This window comes from Streptomyces sp. NPDC033966 (genome assembly GCF_055575955.1).
The window spans coordinates 22696-47462 of record NZ_JBVIRQ010000013.1; the positions used below are offsets into that span (position 1 = coordinate 22696).

General features: G+C 73.7%; 19 protein-coding genes. All 19 read right to left on the minus strand.

Going from position 1 to position 24767, the window contains the following annotated elements; translation table 11 throughout:
* Positions 1-5: 5 nt before the first annotated feature.
* Genes rfbC through ACZ518_RS30610 form a run of 19 tightly spaced genes read right to left on the minus strand, consistent with a single transcriptional unit; the run spans position 6 to position 24760 of the window.
* Complete coding sequence (rfbC, locus tag ACZ518_RS30520) at positions 6-557, minus strand: dTDP-4-dehydrorhamnose 3,5-epimerase (RefSeq protein ID WP_469116252.1); 552 nt, start codon at positions 555-557, stop codon at positions 6-8.
* Positions 554-1816 (minus strand): polysaccharide pyruvyl transferase family protein, encoded by a 1263-nt coding sequence (locus ACZ518_RS30525; protein WP_469116253.1) that lies wholly within the window; start codon positions 1814-1816, stop codon positions 554-556. Before ACZ518_RS30525 ends, rfbC begins: the two co-directional genes overlap by 4 nt.
* Positions 1813-2760 (minus strand): glycosyltransferase family 2 protein, encoded by a 948-nt coding sequence (locus ACZ518_RS30530; protein ID WP_469116254.1) that lies wholly within the window; start codon positions 2758-2760, stop codon positions 1813-1815. Before ACZ518_RS30530 ends, ACZ518_RS30525 begins: the two co-directional genes overlap by 4 nt.
* Positions 2757-4085: a hypothetical protein gene (locus ACZ518_RS30535; protein ID WP_469116255.1), complete on the minus strand. Its 1329-nt coding sequence runs from the start codon at positions 4083-4085 to the stop codon at positions 2757-2759. The genes ACZ518_RS30530 and ACZ518_RS30535 overlap by 4 nt, the downstream gene beginning before the upstream one ends.
* Complete coding sequence (locus ACZ518_RS30540) at positions 4082-5365, minus strand: DUF4910 domain-containing protein (RefSeq protein WP_469116256.1); 1284 nt, start codon at positions 5363-5365, stop codon at positions 4082-4084. The genes ACZ518_RS30535 and ACZ518_RS30540 overlap by 4 nt, the downstream gene beginning before the upstream one ends.
* The gene (locus tag ACZ518_RS30545) at positions 5353-6378 is read right to left on the minus strand and encodes an NAD-dependent epimerase/dehydratase family protein (protein WP_469116257.1); all 1026 of its coding nucleotides are present in this window, start codon (positions 6376-6378) and stop codon (positions 5353-5355) included. The genes ACZ518_RS30540 and ACZ518_RS30545 overlap by 13 nt, the downstream gene beginning before the upstream one ends.
* A 3-nt stretch (positions 6379-6381) precedes the next feature.
* Positions 6382-7029 carry a PIG-L deacetylase family protein gene (locus tag ACZ518_RS30550; protein WP_469116258.1) on the minus strand — a complete coding sequence of 216 codons (648 nt, stop codon included), beginning with the start codon at positions 7027-7029 and terminating at the stop codon, positions 6382-6384.
* Positions 7026-7835, minus strand: a complete 810-nt coding sequence (locus ACZ518_RS30555) for a glycosyltransferase family protein (protein ID WP_469116259.1) — start codon at positions 7833-7835, stop codon at positions 7026-7028. Before ACZ518_RS30555 ends, ACZ518_RS30550 begins: the two co-directional genes overlap by 4 nt.
* Complete coding sequence (locus ACZ518_RS30560; protein WP_469116260.1) at positions 7832-9067, minus strand: class I SAM-dependent methyltransferase; 1236 nt, start codon at positions 9065-9067, stop codon at positions 7832-7834. Before ACZ518_RS30560 ends, ACZ518_RS30555 begins: the two co-directional genes overlap by 4 nt.
* The gene (locus tag ACZ518_RS30565) at positions 9068-10339 is read right to left on the minus strand and encodes a glycosyltransferase (protein WP_469116261.1); all 1272 of its coding nucleotides are present in this window, start codon (positions 10337-10339) and stop codon (positions 9068-9070) included. It lies immediately after the preceding gene.
* Positions 10340-10341: 2 nt separating this feature from the next.
* Positions 10342-11565 carry an O-antigen ligase domain-containing protein gene (locus tag ACZ518_RS30570; RefSeq protein WP_469116262.1) on the minus strand — a complete coding sequence of 408 codons (1224 nt, stop codon included), beginning with the start codon at positions 11563-11565 and terminating at the stop codon, positions 10342-10344.
* 1 nt (position 11566) lies between these two features.
* Positions 11567-13111, minus strand: coding sequence for a right-handed parallel beta-helix repeat-containing protein (locus ACZ518_RS30575; RefSeq protein WP_469116432.1), 1545 nt, complete (start codon positions 13109-13111; stop codon positions 11567-11569).
* Between the two features lie 16 nt (positions 13112-13127).
* The gene (locus ACZ518_RS30580) at positions 13128-15098 is read right to left on the minus strand and encodes a heparinase II/III family protein (protein ID WP_469116263.1); all 1971 of its coding nucleotides are present in this window, start codon (positions 15096-15098) and stop codon (positions 13128-13130) included.
* On the minus strand, positions 15095-17296 hold the full coding sequence (locus ACZ518_RS30585) for a bi-domain-containing oxidoreductase (protein ID WP_469116264.1): 2202 nt from the start codon (positions 17294-17296) through the stop codon (positions 15095-15097). Before ACZ518_RS30585 ends, ACZ518_RS30580 begins: the two co-directional genes overlap by 4 nt.
* Before the next feature lie 19 nt (positions 17297-17315).
* Positions 17316-19250, minus strand: coding sequence for an asparagine synthase (glutamine-hydrolyzing) (asnB, locus tag ACZ518_RS30590; RefSeq protein ID WP_469116265.1), 1935 nt, complete (start codon positions 19248-19250; stop codon positions 17316-17318).
* Positions 19251-19253: 3 nt separating this feature from the next.
* On the minus strand, positions 19254-20804 hold the full coding sequence (locus ACZ518_RS30595; RefSeq protein ID WP_469116266.1) for a Wzz/FepE/Etk N-terminal domain-containing protein: 1551 nt from the start codon (positions 20802-20804) through the stop codon (positions 19254-19256).
* Complete coding sequence (locus ACZ518_RS30600; RefSeq protein WP_469116267.1) at positions 20801-22177, minus strand: Wzz/FepE/Etk N-terminal domain-containing protein; 1377 nt, start codon at positions 22175-22177, stop codon at positions 20801-20803. Before ACZ518_RS30600 ends, ACZ518_RS30595 begins: the two co-directional genes overlap by 4 nt.
* Positions 22174-23454, minus strand: coding sequence for a glycosyltransferase family 4 protein (locus ACZ518_RS30605; RefSeq protein WP_469116268.1), 1281 nt, complete (start codon positions 23452-23454; stop codon positions 22174-22176). Before ACZ518_RS30605 ends, ACZ518_RS30600 begins: the two co-directional genes overlap by 4 nt.
* Positions 23444-24760, minus strand: a complete 1317-nt coding sequence (locus tag ACZ518_RS30610; protein ID WP_469116269.1) for a nucleotide sugar dehydrogenase — start codon at positions 24758-24760, stop codon at positions 23444-23446. The genes ACZ518_RS30605 and ACZ518_RS30610 overlap by 11 nt, the downstream gene beginning before the upstream one ends.
* Positions 24761-24767: the final 7 nt, after the last annotated feature.

The window sequence follows — 24767 nt, forward strand, 5'->3', positions numbered from 1 at the left end:
CCGCCTCAGCTCTCGTTCTGCTTCAGGACCTCGGCGAGGCTCGGAGCCTCCCGGTCCCGCCGGGACATCAAGGTGACCGGCAGCGGCCACGGAACGGCGAGCTCCGGGTCGTCGAAGGCGATCGTCACGTCCTCGGCGGGATCGTGCGGGCGGTCGATCCGGTACGAGGTGTCGGCGGTGTCGCTCAGCGCCTGGAAACCGTGCGCGCACCCGGCGGGGACGTACAGGGTCGCCTGCGTCTCGCCGGACAGCTCGAAGAAGGCCCGGTTGCGGTACGTGGGGGAGTCCGGCCGCAGGTCCACGACCACGTCGAAGATGCTCCCGTACGAGCACCGCACCAGCTTGGCCTCGCCGGCGCCGGAGCGCAGGTGCAGGCCGCGCAGCACGCCCCGGACCGAACGGGACACGCTGTCCTGGATGAAGACGTCCGGGTCGAGGCCCACCGAGCGGACCACGTCGGCGTCGAAGGTGCGGCAGAAGAAGCCGCGCTCGTCGGCGTACGGCGTCGGTTCGAACAGGTACGCGCCGGCGATCGCCGGGACTTCGGTCGCTTTCAAGGGGTCTCCCGTGTGGCGTGGGCGTGGACATGGCCGGAGGTGCGGCCCCGGGGGCGCCCGCCCGCCGGGAACAGGGCCGCGGTCAGGGCGGCGAACTGGTCCTCCAGGAGCCGGGCGGCGGCCAGGTTCCGCTCGGCGAGGGTCCGCCGCAACTCCGCCGACCGCTCCTCCAGCTCCCGGAACTGCCCGAGCAGCCGGCCGGCGTCGACCTCGCGCGCCGGGTGGGTGAACCCGTCCAGCCCCATCCGGGCCATGAGCGCGTCGCTCTTCGCCGCGTAGCTCAGCGCGAGCGTCGGCGTGCCGGCCTTCAGCGCGCAGACCAGGTTGTGGTAGCGGGTCGCCACCACGGCGTCGGCGGCCGCCGCCTCCTTCATCAGGCCGTCGAGCGAGTCCGCCCCGGCGGCGGTGACCAGCGGCGAGTCCACCGCTTCGAGGATCGCGGCGACCACCGGGGCGTCGCACGCGTCGCCGGTGAGCAGCCGGACCGGCCTGCCCTCCTCGACCAGCGCGCGGACGAAGCGGGTCGTCCCGTCGAGGTAGCGCCGGTGGATCTCCTCGGCCCGGGCCCGGTCGTCGTTGCCGCCGTGGAAGTCCATGACGCCCACGCAGACCGGCCCCGGCGCGTCCGAGGCCGCGCCCGCCGGAGGCGACGGCAGGGCGAACGCGAGGTCCGGGTAGACCTCGTCGCGCGAGGTGTCCACGCCCATCGCCCGCATCGCGTCGCGGGACGGGCCGTCCCGGTACGACCGGTACGCGGCCAGCCGGGCCGACCAGCGCACCAGCGCCCGGGTCGGCCGGTCGCCGATCGGGGCGGCGCCCACGCCGACCAGCGCGACCCGGGTGCCCAGCAGCCGCCCGCTCGCGCAGAGCAGCAGCAGCGAGTACGGGAAGCCCCACGGCCGCAGCGGCAGCGTGGCCTCCAGGACGCCCATGCCCGGCACGATCACCACGTCGTGCCGGCGCACCCACGCGGCGGTGCGGAAGACGTCGACCAGCTTGCCCAGGCCCTTGCCGGCGACCGCCCCCGCACGGGACGCGGTCCGGTACTCCCCGCGGTACCAGTGCAGCCGCGTCGCGGGGATCCCGTACCGGGCCGCGACGACCTCGGGTCCGCCGCACAGGGCGTCCACGGCCGCCTCCGGGTGCGCGTCGCGGAGGTACCCGAGCACGGCCTCCAACGACCCGTCGTTGCCGAGGTTCCCGGAGCCGAGCAGGCCGAACACGCCGACCCGCACCGGGGTTCCGTACGCGGACCTCATGCCCCCCTCCCCTCGCGCCCGGCGACGAGGTCGTCGACGGAGACCGCGAGCCGGGCCGGGACGACCGGGGCACGGTCCTCGACCCGCTCGCCGGCCCCCGGCCGGGCCCGGCTCGCCATCCAGACGGCCAGGTGGCGGTAGCAGGCGCGCCGGTCGGCCGCCGACAGCGGCGCCCGCCCGACCGCCCCGAGGAACCCGAGGACGTACTCGGCGAGCAGCCGGGGCGTCGGGTGCAGCGCGCCCGCCCGGCGCGGGTCCAGGTTGACGCACCGGGAGCGCTTGCCGGGGTTCGCCCGCTCGGCGCGGGTGGGGTGGTCGCGGCGGAAGTACAGCAGCTCCGGCACCTGGTGGAAGGGCCCGTTCAGGACGATCTCGGCGACGAACGTGCGGTCCGCGTGGTGGTAGCTGTCGTGCGGCTTCACCCGGCGCAGCACGTCGGCCCGCATCACCCCGTAGAAGTCGTCGCCACCGGGCGCGAACAGGAAGCTGCGGAAGCGCTCCGGCGCGCTCGGCGAGTCGGTGGCGATCCCGTACTCGTACGGGACCTTCACCCGGCCGTCGCCGTCGATGACGGCCTGGCCGCTGTGCGCGAGGATCACCTCCGGCCGCTCGTCCAGCGCCTCCACACAGCGCTTCAGCAGGTCCCGGGCGTACAGGTCGTCGTGCGAGGCCCACTTGAACAGCTCGCCGCGGCACTCGGTGAACACGTGGTTGTGGTTGGGCGCGGCGCCGATGTTGCGCGGCAGCCGCAGGTAGCGGATGCGCGAGTCCCGCGCGGCGTACTTGAGACAGATGTCCCGGGTCCCGTCGGTCGAGGCGTTGTCGGAGATCACCAGCTCGAAGTCCTCGTAGGTCTGGCCGAGCAGGGCGTCGAGCGACTCGGCGAGGTACTCCTCGCCGTTGTAGACGGGCAGGCCGACGCTCAGCCTGGGACGGTCGTTCATGAGGTCCTCACTTCGCGGATCGAATGCGTGCGCTCGCGCAGGGCGGACCGCAGGTGCAGCCACCACACGGCCGAGCCGCAGGCGGTCGCGGCGGCCACGCCCCAGGCCGAGCCGACCGTGCCGGCCAGGACGGCACCGCCGAGCCCGCCCACGGCGTAACAGGCGGAGGCGAACAACTGGCTGCGCAGGCTGCGCCGGGCCGCGCCGAGCGCGCGCAGCCCGGCCGCCGCGCCGGTGCCGAGGCCGGCGCCCGCGACGCCGAGCGTGGCCGGCACGATCAGCTGCGAGGCCGCGTCCCAGACGTCGCCGAGCACGAGCCCGCCGAGCCGGTCCGGCACCAGCAGCAGCGCCGCGCCCCAGAGCAGCGCGGCGACGGCCTGCACGCCGCCGAGCAGGAGACAGAACACGCCGAGGCGGTGCGGGGCCCGCCGCAGCACCCGGGCCGCCTCCGCGACCGTGACCAGCGACAGCCCCATCAGCACGGCGAGGAACGGGCCGAGCAGCAGCTCGGCTCCCCGGACCACGCCCACCGCGCTGACCCCGACGATCGCGCCGAGCCCGTACGCCCGCAGCTGGCTCGCGCCGCTGACGCAGGTGTTCTCGGCCAGGTACCGGTAGCCCAGGTCGCGGTGGTCGCGTACCCACTCGCGGGAACCGGCCGGCAGGGGCCGGATCCCGGACTGGAAGCAGCCGTACGCCGCGGCCACCGCGGCGGACGCGCCCCAGGCGAGCACGAAGGCGGCCACGCTGCCCGCGCGGGCGGCCACCACCATGGCCGGGACGAGCGCGACGCCCCACACCACGTCGTTGACGAAGGCCTTGCGCCCGGTCCCGGCGGCGAAGAACGCGTACCGCCAGGCGTCCTGGAGCAGCAGCCCCGGCAGCACCACGCCCAGGCAGGCGAAGGCGGTCCCCACGAGCCCGCCCAGTCCCAGTCCGACGACCAGGCAGACGGCGCCGACGGCGACGCCGACGCCGAGCGCGGTACCCGACGACCGGGCCACCGCCCCGCGCCAGGACCCCTCCGGCACACCGCTGAAGCGCACCACGAGCGGGTCGGTGGCCAGCCCCCGGGAGACGCTGAGCACCACCCCGTAGGTCACCCAGGCCAGGCTGAACACGCCGAACGCGGCCAGCCCCAGGGAGCGCGCCACGTAGATGCCCACCGCGAAGTTGGACACGCTGGAGGCCGCCTGGTCGGCCAGTCCCCAGGAGAGACGGCCGAGGACGGCCCGCTTGGCGGTCCGGGGGGCGGTGTCCGCGTCCGGGGCCGCGGGGGCCGCCGGTGCCGTCGTCTCTTCCCCCTCGGTGGGCACCGGCGTCATGCCTTGATCAGTCCGGCGCCGTGCAGCGCGCCGGCCGCGGCGGCCACCGTGTCGAACGCCAGCCCGGACCGCTCGGCGACGTCCAGCAGGCTGTGCTCGCCGTCGGAGAGGCTGAGCACCCAGAGCATGGCCATCTGGGCCTCCTTCGCGTCGCTGCGGCCGCCGAGCGAGTCGTACAGCCCGCGCCGGCCCAGCTGGGGTTCGCCGTACGGGCTGAGGTTCTGGTACCGCCGGTTGCGGTCCAGCACGGCGAACGCCTCCTGGCAGAGGGCGAGGGTGTCCGCCATCGCCTCCGGCGTGACGAAGTCCGGATTGTCCGCCGAGGTGTGGTACTCGGGGTACCCGGCGTACGGGGTACGGCTGAGCGAGCCCACACCGAGGTCGAACCCCGGCGAGCAGAACTGCCGCTCGTCGTAGCCGTACGGCGTGAACTCCGCGACGTGGTGCGGGCGTCCGGAGGCCCGCAGCACGTGCCGCAGCACCCGGTCGATCTCCGCGTCGCCCCGCCGGCTCTGCTTGTACGTCAGCCGGCCCGGGTCGCCGGCGCAGGCCAGCACCAGGCCGTGCCTGACCCGGTCGATCCGCTCCGCGTTGCGGGCCAGCCAGGTGATCGCCCCGATGGTGCCGGGCGCGAACAGGAACCGGTAGGTGTAGTACGGGGTCCGCTCCGCCAGCGCCCGGGCCAGGAAGACCGCCACCGCGATGCCGGCCAGGTTGTCGTTGGCCAGCGACGGGTGGCAGACGTGGCAGGAGACGATCACCTCGTCGGCGACCTGCCCGGGGACCACGTGCTCGGCGTAGGTGAGGTGGCCGTCCGCGAGCGTGGAGTCGACGCGCACCTCGTACTCCCCGTCCGGCAGCGCGTCCAGGGTCTCCTGGGCCAGGCAGAACCCCCACTCCGGCTTGTAGTAGCTGGTGCGGTACGGCACCCAGGACGGGTGCTCGGGCAGGGTGTGCAGGTGCGCGCGCAGCTCGGACAGCGGCATCGTCGCCGACACCGGCACGCTGTAGCCGAGCACGTGCAGGCTGGACGCGGCGAAGTCGACGACCCGCTTCCCGGACGCGTCGGCGACGTACGCGTCCCGGATGTTCCACTCCTGCGGCACCGTCCAGTCGAGTACCCGCGTCCCGGTCGGTACCTCGTGCACCTCCAGCGGGACGTACTCGCCGACGATGTCCAGGGTGGCGCGCACACCGTCGCCGGTGATGCTCCGGCACAGCGGGTACAGCCGCTCCACCAGCGCGTGCATCTCCTGGCCGAGCGCGGTCACCGGCGCCACCGCAGGGTGTCGTCCACGGCACCGGCCTCGGCCGCCGCGCGCAGCACGGCCAGCCGGGTGAAGCGCTGCTCGAAGTCCTCCCGGGTCAGCGCGTGTTCGCGGTAGGCGTCGGCGAGTTCCAGCGCGCCCTGCTTCACCGTCCACTCGCACTCGAAGCCGGGCACCGCGGCGCGGAACCGGGAGAAGTCCACCCGGTACGACCGCGGATCGGCGCCGGTCTCCCCGGTGATCACCACCTTGGAGCCGGCCACCGCGTCGGCCACCTGAGCGGCGATCTCGGCGACGGTGACGTTGTTGGTCTCGCTGCCGATGTTGAACGCCAGGTCGTGCACCGCCTCGCGCGGCGCGCCCAGCGCGGCCGTGAAGGCCCGTGCGATGTCGGCGGCGTGCACCAGCGGGCGCCACGGGGTGCCGTCGGACATCACCAGCACCTCGCCGGACAGCAGGGCGTGGCCCACCAGGTTGTTCACGACGATGTCGGCGCGCAGCCGGGGGGAGTAGCCGAAGGCGGTGGCGTTGCGCATGTACACCGGGCTGAAGTCGCCGTCGGCCAGCGCGTGCAGGTCGTCCTCCACCCGCACCTTGGACTCCGCGTACGGAGTCACCGGGCGCAGCGGGGCGTCCTCGGCCACCAGGACGTCGCCGCCGGCGGCGCCGTAGACCGAGCACGTCGAGGCGTACAGGAAGCGCCGCACCCCCGCGTCGCGGGCCAGCCGGGCCAGGTGCACGGACGCGTGGTGGTTGATGTCGTACGTGAGCTCCGGCGCCAGCGATCCCAGCGGGTCGTTGGACAGCGCGGCCAGGTGGATCACCGCGTCCACCCCGGCCACGTGCTCGGCGGTGACGTCACGCAGGTCCACCCGCCGCCCCGGCGGGTCCGCGGGCCGCGGACCCAGCACGCAGTCGGCGAACAGGCCGGAGTCCAGGCCGACGACCTCGTGGCCGGCGGCCGAGAGCACCGGGGCCATCACGGTGCCCAGGTAGCCCTGGTGTCCGGTCAGCAGTACGCGCAAGGTTCAATCCCCCAGGTTCAGAGTGAGTTTGGTGACGGCGAACGCCTCGGCGTAGCGCGCGTGGCATTCGATGCCGCGGATCCGGGCCAGCCCGAGGAAGGCCTCCCGGTCGTACCACGGGCGGTGCCGCTGCGAGGGGTAGTGCTCCTGCAGCAGCCGCACCTTCCGCTCGGCGGTCTCCGGCGACAGCGGCTGGTACGCCGACGGACGGCCGAGGTCGCCGTCCCACTTGACGATCTCGTAGCCGAGCACGAGGTGGTCGCGGAACGCCGTGGGCACCAGCCGCGCCAGGCCGCGGTGGTCCTGGTGCGCGTCGTCGGCGCGCGGGGCGAGCACGAGGTCGGGATCGCTCCGCCCGCGCAGCTCCTCGACCGCGGCCTTGGCCTCGTCCCAGTGCGTCGGCAGCCGGCCGTCGGGCAGCTTGAGCACGGTCAGGCTCAGGTCGGCGCCCGGACAGAACGCGGCGAGCGCCGCCCGCTCCTCCTGCTCCCGCGCGCTGCCGCCCCCCGAGAGCACCAGCGCCTCGACGCGGATGCCCGGCCGGGCCAGGCACAGCGTCAGCAGGGTCCCGCCGGCGCCGATGGCGATGTCGTCGCAGTGCGCGCCGACCGCGACGAGCCGGTCCACGCGCCCGGCACTGAGCTTGATCATGCGGTCCCCGCCCCGGCGGCCGCCCCGGCGCCGTCCCGCTCCCACACGGCCCACGGGCGCTCGCCCCGGGCGTAGGCCTCGTCGAGCGCGGCCCGCTCCTTCACGGTGTCGGTCGGCTTCCAGAAGCCCCGGTGCTGGTGCGCCACCAGCCGGCCGCTCTTGGCCAGCCGGGCGCATCCGTCGGCGACCAGGTCCCCGTTCTCCGGGATGTGGTCGAAGACCTCCTGGCGGAGCACGAAGTAGCCGCCGTTCTCCCACAGCGGCAGTTCGCTCACCGGGGTGATGCCCCCCACCAGGCCGTCCTCGCCCAGGTCCACGCAGTGGAACGAGGACTGGGGCGGCACCACCATCATCGAGGCACCGGCGTCGCGCCGGGAGAACCGGTCGATCATCTCCGGCAGCGGGGCGTCGGTGAGCACGTCGGCGTAGTTGGCGAGGAACATCTCGTCGCCGTCCAGGTGGTGGCGCACCCGGCGCAGCCGCTCCCCGATCGGCGACTCGACGCCGGTCTGCGCGAACGTGATCGTCCAGTCGGATATGTCGGTGGACAGCAGCTCGGTCCGCCCGCCCCGCAGCACGAAGTCGTTGGACGTCGTCTCCTCGTAGTTGAGGAAGAAGTCCTTGATGTGATGGGCCCCGTACCCGAGGCACAGGATGAACTCCTTGTGCCCGAAGTGCGCGTAGTAGCGCATGACGTGCCAGATCAGCGGCCGCGGACCGACCATCGCCATCGGCTTGGGCACGTCGTCCGCGGCGCCGCTGCGCATCCGCATCCCGTAACCGCCGCAGAACAGTACGACCTTCACGACTTCACCTCGACGATGCTCAGTTCCGGGATGGGGAAGACCAGCCGGCCGCCCCACTCGTGCACGAAGGACAGCTGCTCGACCAGCTCCGCCCGCAGGTTCCACGGGAGGACCAGGACGTAGTCCGGCCTGTCGGCGGCGATCTGCTCGGGCGCCAGGATCGGGATGCGGGTGCCCGGGGTGAACCTGCCGTGCTTGTAGGGGTTGCGGTCGACCGTGTACGCGAGCAGGTCGGGCCGGACGCCGCAGTGGTTGAGCAGGGTGTTGCCCTTGCCGGGCGCGCCGTAGCCGACCACCGTCTCACCGCGCTCGGCCGCCTCGATGAGGAACCGCAGCAGGTCCCGGCGCACCTTGGCCACCCGGGCGGAGAACTCGGCGTAGCCCGACAGCTCCTGGAGCCCGGCCGCCTTCTCCCGGTCCAGCACCTCGGCCACCCGCCGGGTCGGCTCACCGGCCGCCCCGGCCGGCCGCGCCCACAGCCGGATGGAGCCGCCGTGCGTGGGCAGCAGCTCGACGTCCACGAGCGTGAGTCCGCCGCTCGCCAGCGCCCGGGCCGCGGACGCGACCGTGTAGTACTGGAAGTGCTCGTGGTAGATCGTGTCGTACTGGTTCTCCTCGATCAGGGTCAGCAGGTGCTGCACCTCGATCGATACCCAGCCGTCGTCGGCGACGAGGGAGCGCAGCCCCTGGGTGAACCCGACCACGTCGGGGATGTGCGCGTACACGTTGTTGGCCACGACCAGGTCCGCGGGCCCGTGCTCGGCGCGGACGCCGGCGCCGGTGGCCGGGTCCAGGAACTCCGTGAGCGTGGGCACACCCGCCTCCCGCGCCGCGGCGCCGACGTTCACCGACGGCTCGATGCCGAGGCAGCGGATCCCCCGGTCCACCACGTGCCTCAGCAGGTACCCGTCGTTGCTCGCGACCTCGACCACGAAGGAGTCCGGGCCCAGACCCACCCGCTGCACGGCGTCGGCGACGAAGGTCCGCGCGTGCTCCACCCAGGAGGTCGAGAAGGAGGAGAAGTACGCGTACTCCTTGAACGTCTCCTCCGGCGTGATCAGCGGCGGGATCTGCGCCAGCCAGCAGTCCGTGCAGACCCGCAGGTGCAGCGGGTACGCGGGCTCCGGCAGGTCCAGCTGCTCCGCGGCGAGGAAGCTCTCGCACGGCGGGGTCGCCCCCAGGTCGACGACGCTCGCGAGCGCCGCCGAACCGCAGAGTCGGCATCGTGTCATCTACTGCCCCCATCCCTCCCGCGGCGGGTTGCCCCGCCGCGGGCCAGTCCTCTGTTCCCCAACCGGTGGCGGGACTTCCCCGCCACCGGACCGGCCCGCGATCGCGGACCGGTACTCGTCCAGCAGGCGCTCCAGCCCGACCGCCGGGCTGAAGTCCCGCTCGTAGCGGCGCCGGCCCGCCCGCCCCATCTCCTGGTTCCGGGCCGGATCGGCCGTGATACGGCGCATGCACGACGCGAGCGACGCGGACTCGCCCGGCCGGTGGAGCAGCCCGGTCACCCCGTCGTCGACGAGTTCGACGAAGGCGCCGTGACCGGCGGCCACGGTCGGGACCCCCGCCGCCATCGCCTCCACGACCACCAGGCCGAACGCCTCCAGCCAGGTCGAGGGGGCCACCACGGCCACCGACCGGGCGACGGCCCGCCGGCACTGCTCCGGGTCGTACAGGCCGGCGTAGCGCACGTCGTCCCGGCCCGCCGCCCAGGCGGTCACCTCCCGCTCCAGCGGCCCCGTGCCGGCGATCACGAGCGGTACGCCCACACCGCCTTCCGCGGCCAGCTCGTCCCACGCGGCCATGAGCAGCCGGACGCCCTTGGCCTCCGCCAGCCGGCCCAGGTAGAGCAGCTGCTCGCCGGCGCCCTCCCGGCGGATCCCGGGGTCGGGTACGAAGTTGTGCTTCACCGCCAGCCGCCCGGGCGGCATGCCGGCCCGCACCAGGACGTCGCGCTGCGCCGCGGAGATGCACAGGAACCGCTCCACCCCCGACCACCACCGCCGCCGGTTGACCGACAGGCTGACCGCCAGCGGCACCGTGGCCGCCCGGGAGCCCCGGTAGCAGCCGTGCCGGACGGCGGGCAGCGGCGCCGCCCCGACGCACTCGGTGCACGGCCGGCCGTCCCGCTGGAGCGTGCCGGGCGGGCAGACCTGGGTGTAGTTGTGCAGCGTGGCGACGGCGGGCACGCCGGCGTCGGCGCAGGCCGCCAGCACCGCGGGCGACAGGAGCGGGAAGACGTTGTGGACGTGGACCACGTCCGGCCGCCCGGCGCGCAGCCGGGCGGCCAGCTCCTTGCGGACCGCCGGGTTCCACGGCACCAGCAGCGGCAGCGCCGCCTTGGCCGGCAGGGACAGGGCGCCGATGTCGTCGCTGCGCCGCTCGAACACCTCGACCCGGTGGCCGGCCGCGCGCAGCAGCTCCACCTCCTGGTCGACGACCTTGTTCTCCCCGCTCGGCTGCGCCGAGGCATAGCGGTTGTGCACCACGAGGACGTGCATGTTCAGGTCACCTCCCGGTCCGGGGTCCATCGGGGGATACGCCGTGCGGGGCCTTCGGCCGCCGGGAGCGGCGCGGCCGTGGCGGGCACCGCCAGCAGTGAGGCGGCCACGGCCAGGTGCAGCAGGTACGGGGAGGCGTCGCCCAGCCCGGCCTCGGTGTACGAGGCGATCGCGCAGTAGCTGATCAGGAAGATCGCGCAGGCCCGCTCCAGCGAGGGGGGCCGCAGCAGCGCGACGCCGCCCAGCACGACGAAGACCGCCGCCACGATCGCGGTGCCGGTCAGCCCCTGCTCGTTGTAGACGGCCAGCCAGCTGTTGTCGATCGGCAGCCCGCCGAACGACTTGTCGCCCAGGCCCATGCCGAACAGCTCCTCCGAGGCCGACCGGGGGGCCGCCAGCAGGGCGTCCCACACCTTGGCCCGGCCGGTGAGGTTGGAGAAGTTCTCCCGGCTCTGCCCGCGCAGGAACCACGACTGCAGCGCGGAGGCGAACCCCACCGCGGCCACCGTGGCGCACAGCACCGCCCAGGCGAAGAACCGGCGGGCGGCGGAGCTGGTCAGCATCAGCGAGCCGATCGCCAGCGCCAGCCCGATGAACAGGCCGAGCGTCGCCGTCCGGGTGTGGGTCAGCGCGAGCAGGACCAGGGACGGCACGATGACCACCGCCGCGCCGGCCCGGTCGGTCCTGCGGCCCAGTACGAGCAGCACGGTGAGCCCGGTGATCACCGCGGCGTACTGCCCGATCTGCGGCGGGGTCAGCGGCCACAGCGCGCCGACCAGCCGCCCCCCGTAGAGGTCGGGCATCGCCGCGCCCGGCGAGACGAGCAGCCCCGCGGCCACCGATCCGAGCACCGCCAGGTACATCCGGACGTGGTGCCGGACGAACGTCAGGCCGCCGTCCCACCAGCGGCTGAGCAGCCACAGCGTGGCGACGAAGAGGGCCAGCCGGGCGCAGCGGAACAGCGCGCCGAACCCGGACTCCAGGTGCGCGCTGGAGATCACGCTCGGCACCAGCAGCAGGGTGAGCAGGAACACGTAGGCGCTGGGCCGGAAGCGCAGCCGGAGGTTGACCGAGAGCGCCAGTGCGAAGGCGGCGACCAGCGCGCCCATGGTGGCCATCTGGATGAGGGACCGGGGGAGCGGAATGATGGTCTTCGCCCCGGCCGAGCCGAGCGTGTTGAGGACCAGCAGTCCCCAGACGATCCCGACGGTCCTCCTCTCGCCCATCTCAACCACCGGCCCGCGGGCCGAAGGTGCTGCCCTGGTCCTGCTGGTACGGAGGGCCCTGCCACTGCCCGGAGTCGAGCACCCGGCTCGGGTCGTGGGCGACGAACTTCCACGGTCCGACGTAGACGTTGTCGTGCCAGCGGTTCTGCTGCTTGAGGGAGATCTCCTCGGCCACCTGGCCGCCCTGGTACGGCGACCAGTCCGGGTAGGTGCCGTAGTTGGCCAGCACCGCCATGCGGTCGCACTTCGCGGTGCAGTCGACCACCGACGTGTCCAGCACGAAGCGGTTGTCGTGGATGTCCACCCGCTGGGTCTTCCACCGGCAGTCGGCGTACAGCGGCGCGCCGGCGATGCCCGGCGCGGTGCAGCGGTCGGCGCGGTCCACCAGCAGCGTGCAGACACCGGACGAGGTGTTGGCCGGGCTGTTGCAGAACCGGTCGGCGTTCTCCCAGAGGGTGATCCCGTTCCAGTTGTTCTCCAGCACGTTCCGGTAGACCTCGATCCGGTCCGTACGGGCGCGGACCCGCGGCTCGCCACCGGACTCGGACAGGTAGACGGTCGCGAACGGGAAGTCGTCGCCGCGTTCGGCGGACCTGCGGCCCTCGACCCAGTTGTTCTTCCGGATCACGTTGTTCCGGACGACCGCGTTGTAGCTGATCTCGTAGATCAGCGCCGCGCCGTCGTTGGCCTCCAGCACGTTGTCCTCGATGCGGAAGTCGTTGTTGTTGGTGTCCGCCCACAACCCGGCCCCGCGGTTGTCGTGCACCCAGTTGCCGCGCACGTCGGCGCCGTTGACGGCCCAGAACTTGATGCCCCCGGTACAGCCGCACCCCGGCTTGCGCCGCTCCCAGTCGTCCTTGTTGTTGCCCGTGATCTCGTTGCCCTCGATCACCAGGCCGCCGATGGGCCCGCCGCCCTTGTACGCGTTCATCCCGTACTGGCCGTTGCCGCGCAGGCAGCTCGCACGGACCTGCTGGCGGGCGCCGGCCATCAGCCCCGCCCCGGAGTTGTCCTGGACGGTGGCGTGCTCGATCACCCACCCGTCGGCCGACTCGTGGTTGACCACGCCCTCGTCCGGCGGCGCCACGAAGTTCTGCACGGTCAGGTGGCGGATGGAGACGTCGGGGGCGGCGCCGCCGAACGCGTACTGGTTGGTCTTCCCGCCGTCGAGCACCGCGCCCGGCGCCCCGAGGTAGCTGTCCCCCTCCTTGGGGATGACCTGGGCGAAGCGGTCCGGGTCCAGCCTGTGCGTACCCGGCATGAGCCAGAACGTGGTCTTCGGGGGACTGCTCTTGGTCTTCGCGGCGAGATCACCGACCACCGCGGGGTCGACCGTCACCGCGCCCGCCGGCGCCTGCGCGGGCCCGGCCGCGGGGCCCGCGCACACCCGGGCGGCCGCGTCCGCGGCGGCGGACGCGGACGGGGACGGCGAGACGGCCGGCTTCGCCGCCGGGGTGCCCGGACCGCTGTCACAGCCGGTCGCCGCCAGCAGGACCAACGCCACCGGCACCGCCGGCAACGCCCAGTTCCGCCACTTGATCACCAGAACCACCCCCCTCCGTCTAGCTGCCGAACCCGAGCACGGTGACGAACTCCCCCGGCATCGCGGTGCCGTCGGCGAAGCCGGTGCCGACCAGCGTCGTGGCCGGCTCCTTGCGCCCGAAGCCGGCGGAGTACCAGCCCAGCGGCGGGCCGGTCTCGCCGCGGTGCGCCCGCCAGGAGAGCTGACCGGGCAGGTCGAGGACCGCGGAGCGGCCCTCGCCGTCCCGGCTCCAGGTGAGCAGCGCCCGGTCGCCCTCCAGCTCCGCGCTGATCGCCGGGCCGAGGTGGAAGGCCAGGCGCACGGCCCGGCGCGGGCCGCTCACCTCGTCGACCACCCGCAGCTCCCGGCGCGCGGCCGTCAGCTCCACCCGGCGCCGGTGCACGGAGGGCCGGTAGCCGTCGTGCTCGGCGCACCAGCGCAACACCCCCTCGTCGGAGGTGTCCGCGACGAGGACGCGGGTCCGGGCGTGCCGGGTCCACAGGAACGGCCCGCCGGAGACGGACTGGTCACCGCCGTCCAGCTGCAGGGTGTTGTGCCCGAGCGTCGAGCGGAAGTACTGCCGCCACTCGGGCTGCCCGTGGTAGCAGAACGTCCCCGGGTCGGCCAGTACGTCGACCCCGTCGTGCCGGACCTCCACGGACAGCGCGTCCGCGTGGGCGTGCGCGGCGATGGACAGGAAGCCGTGCGGACCGCCGTCGCAGCGGACCCAGAGCTCCCCGGGACCGCCGGGACCGCGCAGGACCGTCATGCCGGCGTCCGGGAAGTGGACCGGACGGCGCGCCGGCCGGGTCACCGCCGGCGCGCCGGGCCGGAGGAGCGCGGCCAGCAGCGCGGTGCGCACATCGGTGCCGGTCACCGCGGGCCACCAGTCGAGCCGGCCGAAGACGGCGTCCCCGGTGGCCAGCAGCGAGCCCCAGCGGTCGGTCCCCGGACCGTCCACGACCAGACCGTGCCCGTCGTCCGAGTCCCCCTGGCGCGGCGGCCGCAGCCGGTTGTCCACGACGGCCGCGAGCGCGTCGGTCATCCGCAGCAGGACCAGCCGCACCGGTGCCGGGACCGGCACGCCGGCGGCGTCCGCCTCGGCCAGCGCGGCCAGGCCCAGCTCCAGCACCAGCCCGTGGTACTCGGAGGCCAGCTCGCGGTTGAGGCCGGAGACGAAGGTGTTGCCGCGCAGGTGCCGCTCCAGCGACCGCAGCGCGTCGGCCCGCCAGCGCTCCGAGGAGGGGAACCAGCCGAACGCGCAGGCCGCGGCGAACTGCCCGGCGGCCTCGGCGATGACGTGGTTGTTCGCCGAGGACCCCCGGCTGGGGAACGCGGCCAGCCAGCGCTGGTGGTGCCAGACCTGGTTCCGCGCCACCGGGTCCTCCTCGAACAGCCCGGCCGCGCCCGGCCAGCCGTCGAGCAGCCGGCGGACCCACACCCAGGACAGCAGCCGGATGCCCAGCTCGATGCCGCTGGTCCAGTGGACCCCGCGCAGCGGCGGATTGGCCGCCCACCACGACCGCAGGTGCGCGGCCACCCGCTCGGCGTACCGCTCGCCCCCGGTGACCGCGTACGCGGCGGCCAGGACGGTGAGGTACTGGTGCCGGGACGGCTCCCAGATCTGCTTGATGTCCCCGACCGCGTCCTCGTCCCGGTACGGCACGTCGAAGGCGTAGCCCTGCGGGGCCCGCAGGCCGGTCTTCGGGTCGAAGAACCAGTCCGGGTCGACCAGGTCGTCGCGGTCCACCCCGAAGAACGCGCCGTGCCCGGCCATCAGCCGGTCCGCCTCGGCGACGAGCCGTTTGGCGGCGTCCGGCGGCACCGCGTCGGCGGTCCCCGCGGGAAGCACCGCGGTGAACCGGGCGCCGCTCACGGCCGGGGCGTCCGGCGGCGCCGACCGCCACCGCCGCCTGCGCACCGTGTCGCCCACCCGGCCGCCGACCTCCTGCGGCCCCATCCGGGACAGCCGCCGCAGGTACCAGCCCGGACTCCCCGAGATCACAGTCATCGGCCGTCCGCCAGGGTCACGGGCACGCCGCCGGCCAGGCCGGCCCGCACGGCGAGGGTGGCCGCCGTGGTGGCGACCAGCGACTCCAGCGGCACCGGCATCGGCCCGCCCGTCCGCACGGCCCGGACGAACGCCGCCAGTTCGGCGAGCTGGCCCTTGTCCCGGGCCTGCGGCAGCCGCGAGCTGACCCAGCGCTTGCGCCCGTCCGTGCTCTTCTCGAAGTACACCGAGGCGCGGACGAAGTCGTCCAGGCGCAGCACCTTGCCGTCGGCGACCAGGTCGAGGGTCTCCTTGGGGAAGCCGGGGGCGCCCGTGGTGACGTAGCTGATCGTGGCGGTGGAGCCGTCCGGGTAGCGCAGCACGACCTGGAGGTCCTCGTTGCCGGACGTCGCGGCCGCGTACACCGAGACCGGGTCGGCGCCCAGCAGCCAGCTCGCCGTGTCGATGAAGTGCCCGCCCTCACCGGCGAACCGCGAGCCCTCGGTGCCCTGCTGCAGGTACCAGCTGCCGTGCTGGAGCCGGCCCGCGTTGACCAGGTAGCGCAGGCTCGCCGGTCCGGTCCGGCTGCCGAACCGCTTGCGGGCCTCCTGGAGCAGCGGCGAGAAGCGGCGGTTGAAGCCCACCTGCAGCCGGTCGTTGCCGGACTCCTCCACCGCCGCGAGGACACCGGCCAGTTCGTCCTCGGTGAGCGCCAGCGGCTTCTCCACGAACACCGTCTTGCCGGCCAGCAGCGCCTGCCGGGTCAGCTCGGCGTGGGAGCTGTGCCGGGTGACCACGAACACCGCGTCGACGGACTTGTCGCCGAGCACGGCGTCGAGATCGGTGGTGGCCTCGGCGAAGCCGAACTTGCGCTGGGCGTTGGCCGCGGACAGCGCCGTCGTGGTGACGACCGTCGCGAGCTCGACCCCCTCGCGCTGCACCAGGTGCGGCAGCAGCATCGACGTGGCGTAGTTCCCCGCGCCGACGAACGCGAGGCGCACCGGGGTCCCTGCGGCCCGGGACGGCGTGGACGCCCCGCCGCCGGAGCGCCTGACCGCGGGCACGGCCAGCACCGGGGGCTCGGCCTCCGGCGCCTGTCCGGGGTAGCGGAACAGCACGGCCACGGCCTTCAGATCGCCGTCCTTGAGGCGCTGGTACGTCTCGACGGCGTCATCGAAGTCGGCGACGTGGGAGACGAGCGGCTCCACGTCGACCCTGCCGCGGGCGACGAGGTCGAGGAAGCACGCCAGGTTGCGCCGCTCGGTCCAGCGCACGTAGCCGATCGGGTAGTCCCGCCCCTCGAGCTCGTACTCCGGGTCGTAGCGCCCGGGGCCGTAACTGCGGGAGAACCGGACGTCGAGCTCCTTCTCGTAGTAGGCGTTCCACGGCAGGTCCAGGCGGCACTTGCCGATGTCGACGACCCGGCCGCGGTCCCGGCAGAGCCGGGCGGCCAGCTCGACGGGCTGGTTGCTGCCACCGCCGGCCGCCAGGTACACCTGGTCCACGCCGTGCCCGTCCGTGAGCTCGGCGACGGCGGCCTCCACGGCCGCGGACCCGGGGTCGCCGCACGCCGCGGCGCCCAGCCGCTCGGCGAGTTCGCAGCGCACCGGGTCGGGGTCGGCGCCGACGACGCGGACCCCCGAGGCGGTCAGGAGCTGCACCACCAGCTGCCCGATCAGCCCGAGGCCGATGACCAGCGCCACCTCGCCGAGCTGGGGCTCGCCCTGGCGCACGCCCTGCATCGCGATCGACCCGACCGTGCCGAAGGCCGCGTGCCGCGGCGCGAGACCGTCCGGCACCCGGGCGTACAGGTTCTTCGGCACCCAGTTCAACTCGGCGTGCAGCGCGTGCTCGTTGCCCGCGCAGGCCACCACGTCACCGACCGCCACGTCGTCGATCCCGGCGCCGACCTGCTCGACCACCCCGCACAGCGAATAGCCCAGGGGCGTGTAGGAGTCCAGCTTGCCCATCACCTTGCGGTACGTGGCGGGCACCCCGTTGGTGGCCACGCTCTGCATGACCTTGGCGACCTGGTCAGGCCTGGAACGGGCCTTGCCCAGCATCGACATGCCGGCCTCGGACACCTTCATGAGCTCGGTCCCGGTGGATATCAGGGAGTAGGCGGTACGGACCAGCACACCGCCCGGCTTGCAACCCGGCACCGGCACGTCCAGCACCGCCAGCTCGCCGCTCTTGTAGTTCTGTACGACCTGCTTCACCCGAACTCCTCTGAAATTCCTAAGCCGTGAACCCGGCGCTCTGACCGGACCCGGAGGTCGCGCCGCGATACCAGTACTCGAGGGTCAGCACATGCCATAGATGCTTGGAGAAATCCCGCTGCCCGGCCGCGTCCTCGGCGGCGAGCCGCGCCAGGGCGTCGCGGCGCAGGAAACCGGAACGGACGAGCTCGCCGTCGTGGATGACCTCGCGGACCAGCGGTGCCAGGTCCCGGCTCATCCAGGCGCGCAGCGGGGCGCTGAACAGGCCCTTGGGCCGGTAGACGATCTCCCGGGGCAGGACCGAGGCCGCCGCCTCCTTGAGGACGGCCTTGCCCTGCCGCCCGACGATCTTGCGGTCCCCGGGGAACGTGAACGCGGCCTTGACCACCTCGACGTCCACGTACGGCACGCGCACCTCGGTCGACGCGGCCATGCTGGAGCGGTCCGTGTAGGCGAGGTTCAGGCCCGGCAGGAACATCCGGGAGTCGCCCAGGCACATGCGGTTGACGAAGTCGTCGAGGTCGTTGTCCTCGTACACGTCCGCGTGCTCGGTCAGTACCTCGTCGACCGTCCCGGCCAGGTCCGGATCGATCAGGTCGAGCAGCTCGCCGCGATCGTACATGGTGTAGCTGCGCCGGAAGGCCGTCTCCTCCGGAAGATCGGCGAAGGACAGGAACCGCTTCGCGAAGCGCACCGACCGGTACCCGCGGCGGGCGGTGGCGACCGGCAGCCGGTCCACGGCGCCGGACAGGCCGCGCCGCAGGGGCCGCGGGACGCGCTGGTAGCGCAGCGCGAGCACGTTGGCCAGGTGCTTGCGGTAGCCGGCGAACAGCTCGTCGGCACCCATCCCCGAGAGCATCACCTTGACCCCGGCCTCCCGGGCGGCCGAACAGATCAGGAAGGTGTTGATCGCGGCGGGGTCGCCGATCGGCTCGTCCAGGTGGTACGTCATCCGCGGCAGCAGGTCGAGCACGTCCGGGGCGATCTCGATCTCGTGCAGGTCGACCCCGAACCGCTCGGCCACCGTCCGGGCGTAGCGCAGGTCGTCCGGCATCGCCTCGAACTTGGCGTCCTCGGCGCGGAACCCGATCGTGTAGGCGGACATCCCGGGCCGGTGGCGGGCCGCCAGGGCGGTCAGGTAGCTGGAGTCGAGGCCGCCGGAGAGGAAGGTCGCCACGGGTACGTCGGAGAGCAGGTGCCGCCGGGTCGACTCCTCGACGATGGCGGCCAGGTCGGGCAGCTCACCGGCGCGGGCCCGCTCCCGGCCCTCGGCGGCGACGTCCCTGAGGTTCCAGTACCGGCCGCGCTCCACCCGGCCGTCGGGCCGGCACCGCAGCCAGCTCCCCGGCGGCAGCTTCTCCGCCTCGCGGTACGCGCACCGCGAGTCCGGCACCCAGTAGTACAGCAGCGAGGCCACCAGCGCCGCGTGGTCCACCTCCAGCGAACCCCCGGTCGCGGCGGCGAGCGCCTTCAGCTCGGAGGCGAACACCAGGCCACCGCCGCGCCGGAGCAGGAACAGCGGCTTGATGCCGAGCTGGTCGCGGGCGAGCACCAGCTCACCGGTCCGCTCGTCGAAGACCCCGAACGCGAACATGCCGCGCAGCCGGGGCAGGCAGTCCGCGCCCCAGCGCCGCCACGCCTCCAGCAGCACCTCGGTGTCGGAGGTGCCCCGGAAGCGCACCCCCGAGGCCGCCAGCTCGGCACGCAGCTCGGGCGCGTTGTACAGCTCGCCGTTGTACGTGAGGACCAGCCCGTCGGAGACCATCGGCTGCGCGCCGGTCTCGGAAAGGTCGATGATGGCCAGCCGGCGGTGACCGAGCTGCACCTCGCCGTCACCGACGGGGTGCCCGTACCGGCCCGCCCCGTCCGGACCGCGGTGGGCGAGGGTCTCCGTGAGCCGGTCGGTCACGGCCTTCCCGTCCGGCCACCGGTAAGTGCCTGCGATGCCACACATGTCCTACCGTGCCTCCTGGTCGCTGTCCGGAACGCGCGCCGCCCACGCGGGCAGCCGTTCCGTCTGCTGCCCGCCCTCCCCCACTGCCTGAACGGCGTGGGAGGTACCCCCCTCGTTCTGCCGGGCCGGCCGCCCGTTCTGGCCGCGCAGCGCTGTGTGCGGCCCGTCCCACAAGGTGCCGTCGGTCCGGTCACGCGGATCGGGGTCGATCAGCACCACACCGAGCACCGTGATGCGCTGGTCGGCGAGCTGCCGCGCCACCGTGTGCAGCCACGCGGCGCTGCCGTGCCCGGCACGCACGACGAGCACGGTGCGGGTGCCGAGGTACTGGAGATCGGTCCACGCCGTGCCGGGCGAGACCGAGCCCACGCCGAACCGGCGCTCTCCGTCGGCCGCTTCCGCGGCACTCTCGCCGACCACCGTCAGGTCCCCGGGCCTGCGGCGGTGGCCGGTGAGCCGGAGGCCGGGCAGTCCGTCGACGACGGACACCCGTCCCTCCGCCCCCAGGACCCCGGCGAGGTCCAGCGCGATCAGGGCCGTGGCCTGCGCGCAGCCCAGCTCCAGCAGCGACACCGGTTCCGCGGAGCCGCGTACCGAGCGGGCCAGGGACGCGGTGAGCCGCTCGCGCGCAGCCCGCGTGCCGCGCCGCCTCAGGCGCCCGGCAGACCCGCGGGGGAGCTCCGCGATGACGGAGGCCCCCAGGTTCGCCGCGATCTCCCGGCGCAGCACGGGGCGGTCGGCCACCACCGCGCCGACCGCGGCCACCGCGAGCCCGAGGACCAGCCCGAGGACCAGCCCGATCGCGGCGTCGGTGGCGGCGGCCCTGGGCAGGGAGTGCCGCACCGCGCGCGGTGCGTCCACGACCTGCGTGCCGGCGACGAGTTGGGGCGTGCCGACGCGCGCCTCCGCGGCACGCTGGCCGAAGTCGGTGATCCGGGCGGTCAGTTCGGCGCGGCGGGCGAAGAGCGTCTCCGTGTTCGCCGGCGCCTTCGGCCCGGTCTCCGGCGTTCCGTTCCCGATCGCCTTGTTGACCTGGTCGAGTTCCTCCCGCAGCCGGTCGCGCTGGTCGAGCAGGGTCTTGGACTCGGCCTCCGCGGCCTCCTGGATCCGCCGCACGTGGTCCGCGACGAACGCGTCGGCCAGCGCCTTGGCGCGGGCCACGGCCTGCGCGTCGCTGTCGCCGGTCACATCGATCTGGAGCAGGTTGTTGGTCAGGCCGGTACCCGCGTAGTCCTTCATGAAGTCCTCCGGCCTGTCCGGGGACTTCAGGGTCTGGAGTGCCTTCTCGGCGATCCGCGTGGTCTGCAGCAGCGCGACGTCGGTGCGGATCAGCGTTCCGGGATCGTTCGGCTGGTCCTGCTGATGCGCGACCAGCACCTTGGTCACCGCGGTGGGCGGTGGCGGCAGCAGCACCGCCACGGCCGCGCCGATGAGCAGCCCCAGCAGCGCCAGGGAGCACCAGAGGCGGCGCCGCCTGCGCACGGCCACCACCAGCGTCTGCAGGTCCAGCAGCGGAGCGGCGTGCGACGGCTCCGTAGTCGTACTCATGGTCACCCTGAACTTCCCGTCGCGTCGGCGCCTGCCGCGAGTGCCGGTGCGGCGGCCTTGCGGGGACGGCCGGCGGACCCCGTCGGACCGGCCTGGACCGTGCCGACGAGGACGATGCCGACGATCTCGTGCCCGGCGTCCGCACACGCCTCGGCGATCCCGGCGAGCTCCCCGGCGGTCCGGCTGCCGGGGCTGAGCACGACGACGGCACCGGACTCGTCGTCGCGGTCGGCGACCATCGGCCGGGACACCGAGACCCCGGCCAGGCTCAGCCGGGGATCGCCCTCGGTGCCGGCGGTGAGCTGCCCGGCGGCCCGCAGGGCGTTGCCGTCGCCCTCCGGGACGAGCAGCAGCAGCCGCCGGGCGGCCGGCAGCCCGTCCCTCAGGCGGGCGTGCACCCGCCGGTAGCGGACCTGCCTGCCGGCCTCGTCGCCGGACGCGCGCGGCGCCGGTGCGTCCCACCGGACGTCGAGGCCGAGCAGCCGGCGGATCCCGGTCCGGGGGCCACGGCCCCCGGACCGGTCCCCGGGGCGTTCGGCGGGCACGTCGACGGTGCCCAGTACCGCCGAGCCCAGCGCCGCGGCGATCTCCGCCTCGGTGCGCGGCCGGCGGTTCATCCGCGTGGCGGCGAGATGGCCGATGATCCCGAGCAGGAGGAACAGCACCGCCCCGGCGACGATGAGCTGCGTCCTCGTCGGCGGCGCCTCACTGGTGGGCCGGGCCGCCGGCCCCATGACGACCATGTTGGCCTTGATGCCCTTGCCGGCGCCGGGGCCGGCCTGGTCCAGCTTGTCGATGGCCTCCTGGAGCGTGGTGCGCAGCTTCGCGAGTTCGGTGCGGGCCTGCACGCTCTCCACCGTCTGCCCCCGGCCGGCCGCGTCGGCCAGCTCGGAGATGCGGCGGCTGGTCTGCGTCACCAGCTGCCGCAGCGCCTCGGGCCGCGCCGCCGCCTCGGGATCGGTGTTGTCGCCCGAGATCCGCGCGGCGAACGCGACGAACTGCTGCGCCACCTGGTCGGAGAGCCGCTGGGCGCGCTCCGGGGTGTCGGCCGTGCCCGAGATCTTGATGATGTTGCCGTCCGCGGCCTTGGCGCTCACCCGGTCCTGCAGCTCGCTGCGGCTGACCTTGGTCCAGCCGAGCGCGGAGGCCGCGCGGTCGACCACCACCGAACTGGCGGCTATCTCCGCCTGGGTCAGCAGCTCGCGCTCCTCCCACGCCCCCGGCAGCAGCACCGAGGCCGAGGCCGTGTAGCGCGCCGGGACCAGCAGGGAGGTGCCGTAACCGACGAGCGCACCCACCACGGCGAGGACGGTGAGCAGGCGCCAGCGCCGGCGGAAGATCCGCCCGATCGTGACCAGGCGTATCGTGTCATCGCTCAACGGCGCGGCCTCTTCCCCGAACGGTCGGAGGAGCCCGCCGACGCCGGACCGCGGTCACCACAGGCGGCGGCGTAGGCGGAGAGCAGCGAAGCCTGCGAGTTGCGCCAGGACAGCGGCCCGCTGATCCGCTCCTGGCCGATCTTGCCCATCAGGGCCCGCTTCTCCGGATCGTCCAGCAGCAGCGCGATGAGCCGGGCGAACTCGCCCTCGTCGTTGGCGGGGGCGTAGACGGCGGCGTCGCCGGCGGAGACCCGCGCCTCCTTGAGGTCGAACGAGACGATGGGCCGGCCCATCACCATGTACTCCAGGACCTTGTTCATGGTCGACACGTCGTTGAGCGGATTGCGCGGGTCGGGGGAGAGGCACACGTCCGCGGTGGACAGGTACCGCGCCAGTTCGGCGTCCGGAACGCGTCCGGTGAACTGCACCTGCTCGGAGAGCCCGAGCCGCCGGGACAGCTCCACCATCGCGTCGAAGGTGTCGCCGCCGCCGACGAACACCGCGTGCCAGTCGCTGCGCCCGACCTCGTCGCGCAGCTTCGCCAGGGCCCGCAAGGCGTAGTCGACGCCGTCCTGCGGGCCCATGACCCCGAGGTAGCACAGCAGGTGGGCCTTGCCGCGCTTCAGCTCGGGCTCGGGCGGCACGGGGTGGAAGCGGTCGGTGTCGGGTGCGCTGCGCACCACGAAGACGTCCGCCGGCCGCCGGCCGCCGCGGCGCACCGCGACGTCCCGGTAGCTCTCGTTCGTGGCGAGCACGACGTCCGCGGCCCGGTAGGTGAGCCGTTCCAGTGCGCACACGGCCCGGTAGAGCAGGTCCTCGCCGCGGTCGAACCGCGACAGGTACAGCTCGGGGACCAGGTCGTGCTGGTCGAAGACGAACCGCGCTCCGTGCCGCTTGAGCCACAGGGCCGGCAGGAACAGCAGGTCGGGCGGGTTGCAGGCGTGCACCACGTGGACCGGCCCGACCTTGCGGGCCAGCCGCATGGTGTGCCACAGGGCCGATCCGTACTCCTTCAGGTAGCCGGCCGGGCCTCCGGTGGCCGCGCGCAACGGGTAGCGGTGGATCCGCACCCCGTCGATCTCGGCCTCCGCCTCGGTGTCCCGCTTGCTCCCCCGGGGACAGATGACGTCCACCGTCCAGCCGGCGTCGCGCAGCGTCGTGCACTCCTGCCACACCCGCCGGTCGAACGGCACCGACAGGTTCTCCACCAGGACCAGCGCACGCCGGCCGGTGGTGCGGCCGCCGCCGGCCGCACCACGCGATGTCTCACCAAGCAAGGCCCACGTACCCCGGTTCGGTCCGGCGCGCGTCGGCGTCGGGAAGGTGGATGAGGTCGATGATCACCGGGCCGTCGCCATGGGGCAGCGCCGACAGCACGTCCGGGTCCCTGGTCCCGACCAGGCACACCTCGGCGTGTTCGAGCACCTCGTCGACGGAATCGGCGAGCAGGTGGGCGAGGTGCGGCAGCCGGTTCTCGATGTACTCGCGGTTCGCGCCGAGCAGCCGGGAGAGGCTCACGTTCGCGTCGTAGATCTTCAGGTCGTACCCCTTGCCGAAGAGCCGCTCCGCCAGCTCGACGAGCGGGCTCTCGCGCAGGTCGTCGGTGCCGGGCTTGAAGGACAGCCCGAACAGGCCCGCCCGGCGCTTGCCGGTGCGCTCCACCAGCTCCACCGCGCGTTGCAGGTGGTCGGAGTTGGACGGCAGCACGTGGGAGAGGATGGGCACCGAGACGTCGGCCCGCTGCGCCGCGTGGACCAGGCTGCGCAGGTCCTTGGGCAGGCAGGACCCGCCGAAGGCGAAGCCGGGCCGCAGGTAGGCCGGGCTGATGTTCAGCTTGCGGTCGGCCAGGAACACGTCGATCACCTGGTGCGAGTCCACCCCGAGCGCCCGGCACACCGCGCCCAGCTCGTTCGCGAACCCGATCTTGAGGCCGTGGAAGGCGTTGTCCGCGTACTTGATGGCCTCGGCCGTCGGGACCGGGACCCGGAACACCTCGCCGGGCAGGCCCTCGTACAGCGCCGCCACCACGTCGCCGCTCGCCCGGTCCAGCTCGCCGATGACGGTCTTGGGCGGGTCGAAGAAGTCCCGCACGCTCGTGCCCTCGCGCAGGAACTCCGGGTTGACCGCGACTCCGAGATCCGCCCCGGCCGTGCCGCCGACGGACTTCTCCAGGATCGGCACCAGCAGGTTCAGGCAGGTGCCCGGGAGCATGGTGCTGCGGAACACCACGGTGTGCCGCCCGCCCCGCTCGGCCAGCGCCGCGCCGATCTGCTCGGCGACCCGCTCCAAGTACGTGGTGCACAGGCTGCCGTTGGGCTCCGACGGCGTGCCCACGCAGACCAGCGACACCTCACTCTCCATGATCGCCTCGCGGACGTCACGGGTGGCGCGTAAGGCCCCCGTCCGCACGACTTCGGCGATGAGCTCGCCGATCCGTTCCTCGACCACCGGGGCCTTGCCGTCGTTGACCAGGTCCACCTTCACCTGGCTGACGTCGACCCCGATGACCTCGTGCCCCATGCTGGCCAGGCACGCGGCCGAGACGCAGCCCACGTAGCCGAGCCCGAAAACGCTGACCCTCATGACTCGT

Bases quoted from the DNA above. Each gene is read 5' to 3' on its own strand.
- ACZ518_RS30525 (WP_469116253.1), bottom strand. From the start codon at position 1,816: ATGAGGTCCGCGTACGGAACCCCGGTGCGGGTCGGCGTGTTCGGCCTG.
- ACZ518_RS30530 (WP_469116254.1), bottom strand. From the start codon at position 2,760: ATGAACGACCGTCCCAGGCTGAGCGTCGGCCTGCCCGTCTACAACGGC.
- ACZ518_RS30535 (WP_469116255.1), bottom strand. From the start codon at position 4,085: ATGACGCCGGTGCCCACCGAGGGGGAAGAGACGACGGCACCGGCGGCC.
- ACZ518_RS30550 (WP_469116258.1), bottom strand. From the start codon at position 7,029: ATGATCAAGCTCAGTGCCGGGCGCGTGGACCGGCTCGTCGCGGTCGGC.
- ACZ518_RS30560 (WP_469116260.1), bottom strand. From the start codon at position 9,067: ATGACACGATGCCGACTCTGCGGTTCGGCGGCGCTCGCGAGCGTCGTC.
- ACZ518_RS30565 (WP_469116261.1), bottom strand. From the start codon at position 10,339: ATGCACGTCCTCGTGGTGCACAACCGCTATGCCTCGGCGCAGCCGAGC.
- ACZ518_RS30570 (WP_469116262.1), bottom strand. From the start codon at position 11,565: ATGGGCGAGAGGAGGACCGTCGGGATCGTCTGGGGACTGCTGGTCCTC.
- ACZ518_RS30580 (WP_469116263.1), bottom strand. From the start codon at position 15,098: ATGACTGTGATCTCGGGGAGTCCGGGCTGGTACCTGCGGCGGCTGTCC.
- asnB (WP_469116265.1), bottom strand. From the start codon at position 19,250: ATGTGTGGCATCGCAGGCACTTACCGGTGGCCGGACGGGAAGGCCGTG.
- ACZ518_RS30610 (WP_469116269.1), bottom strand. From the start codon at position 24,760: ATGAGGGTCAGCGTTTTCGGGCTCGGCTACGTGGGCTGCGTCTCGGCC.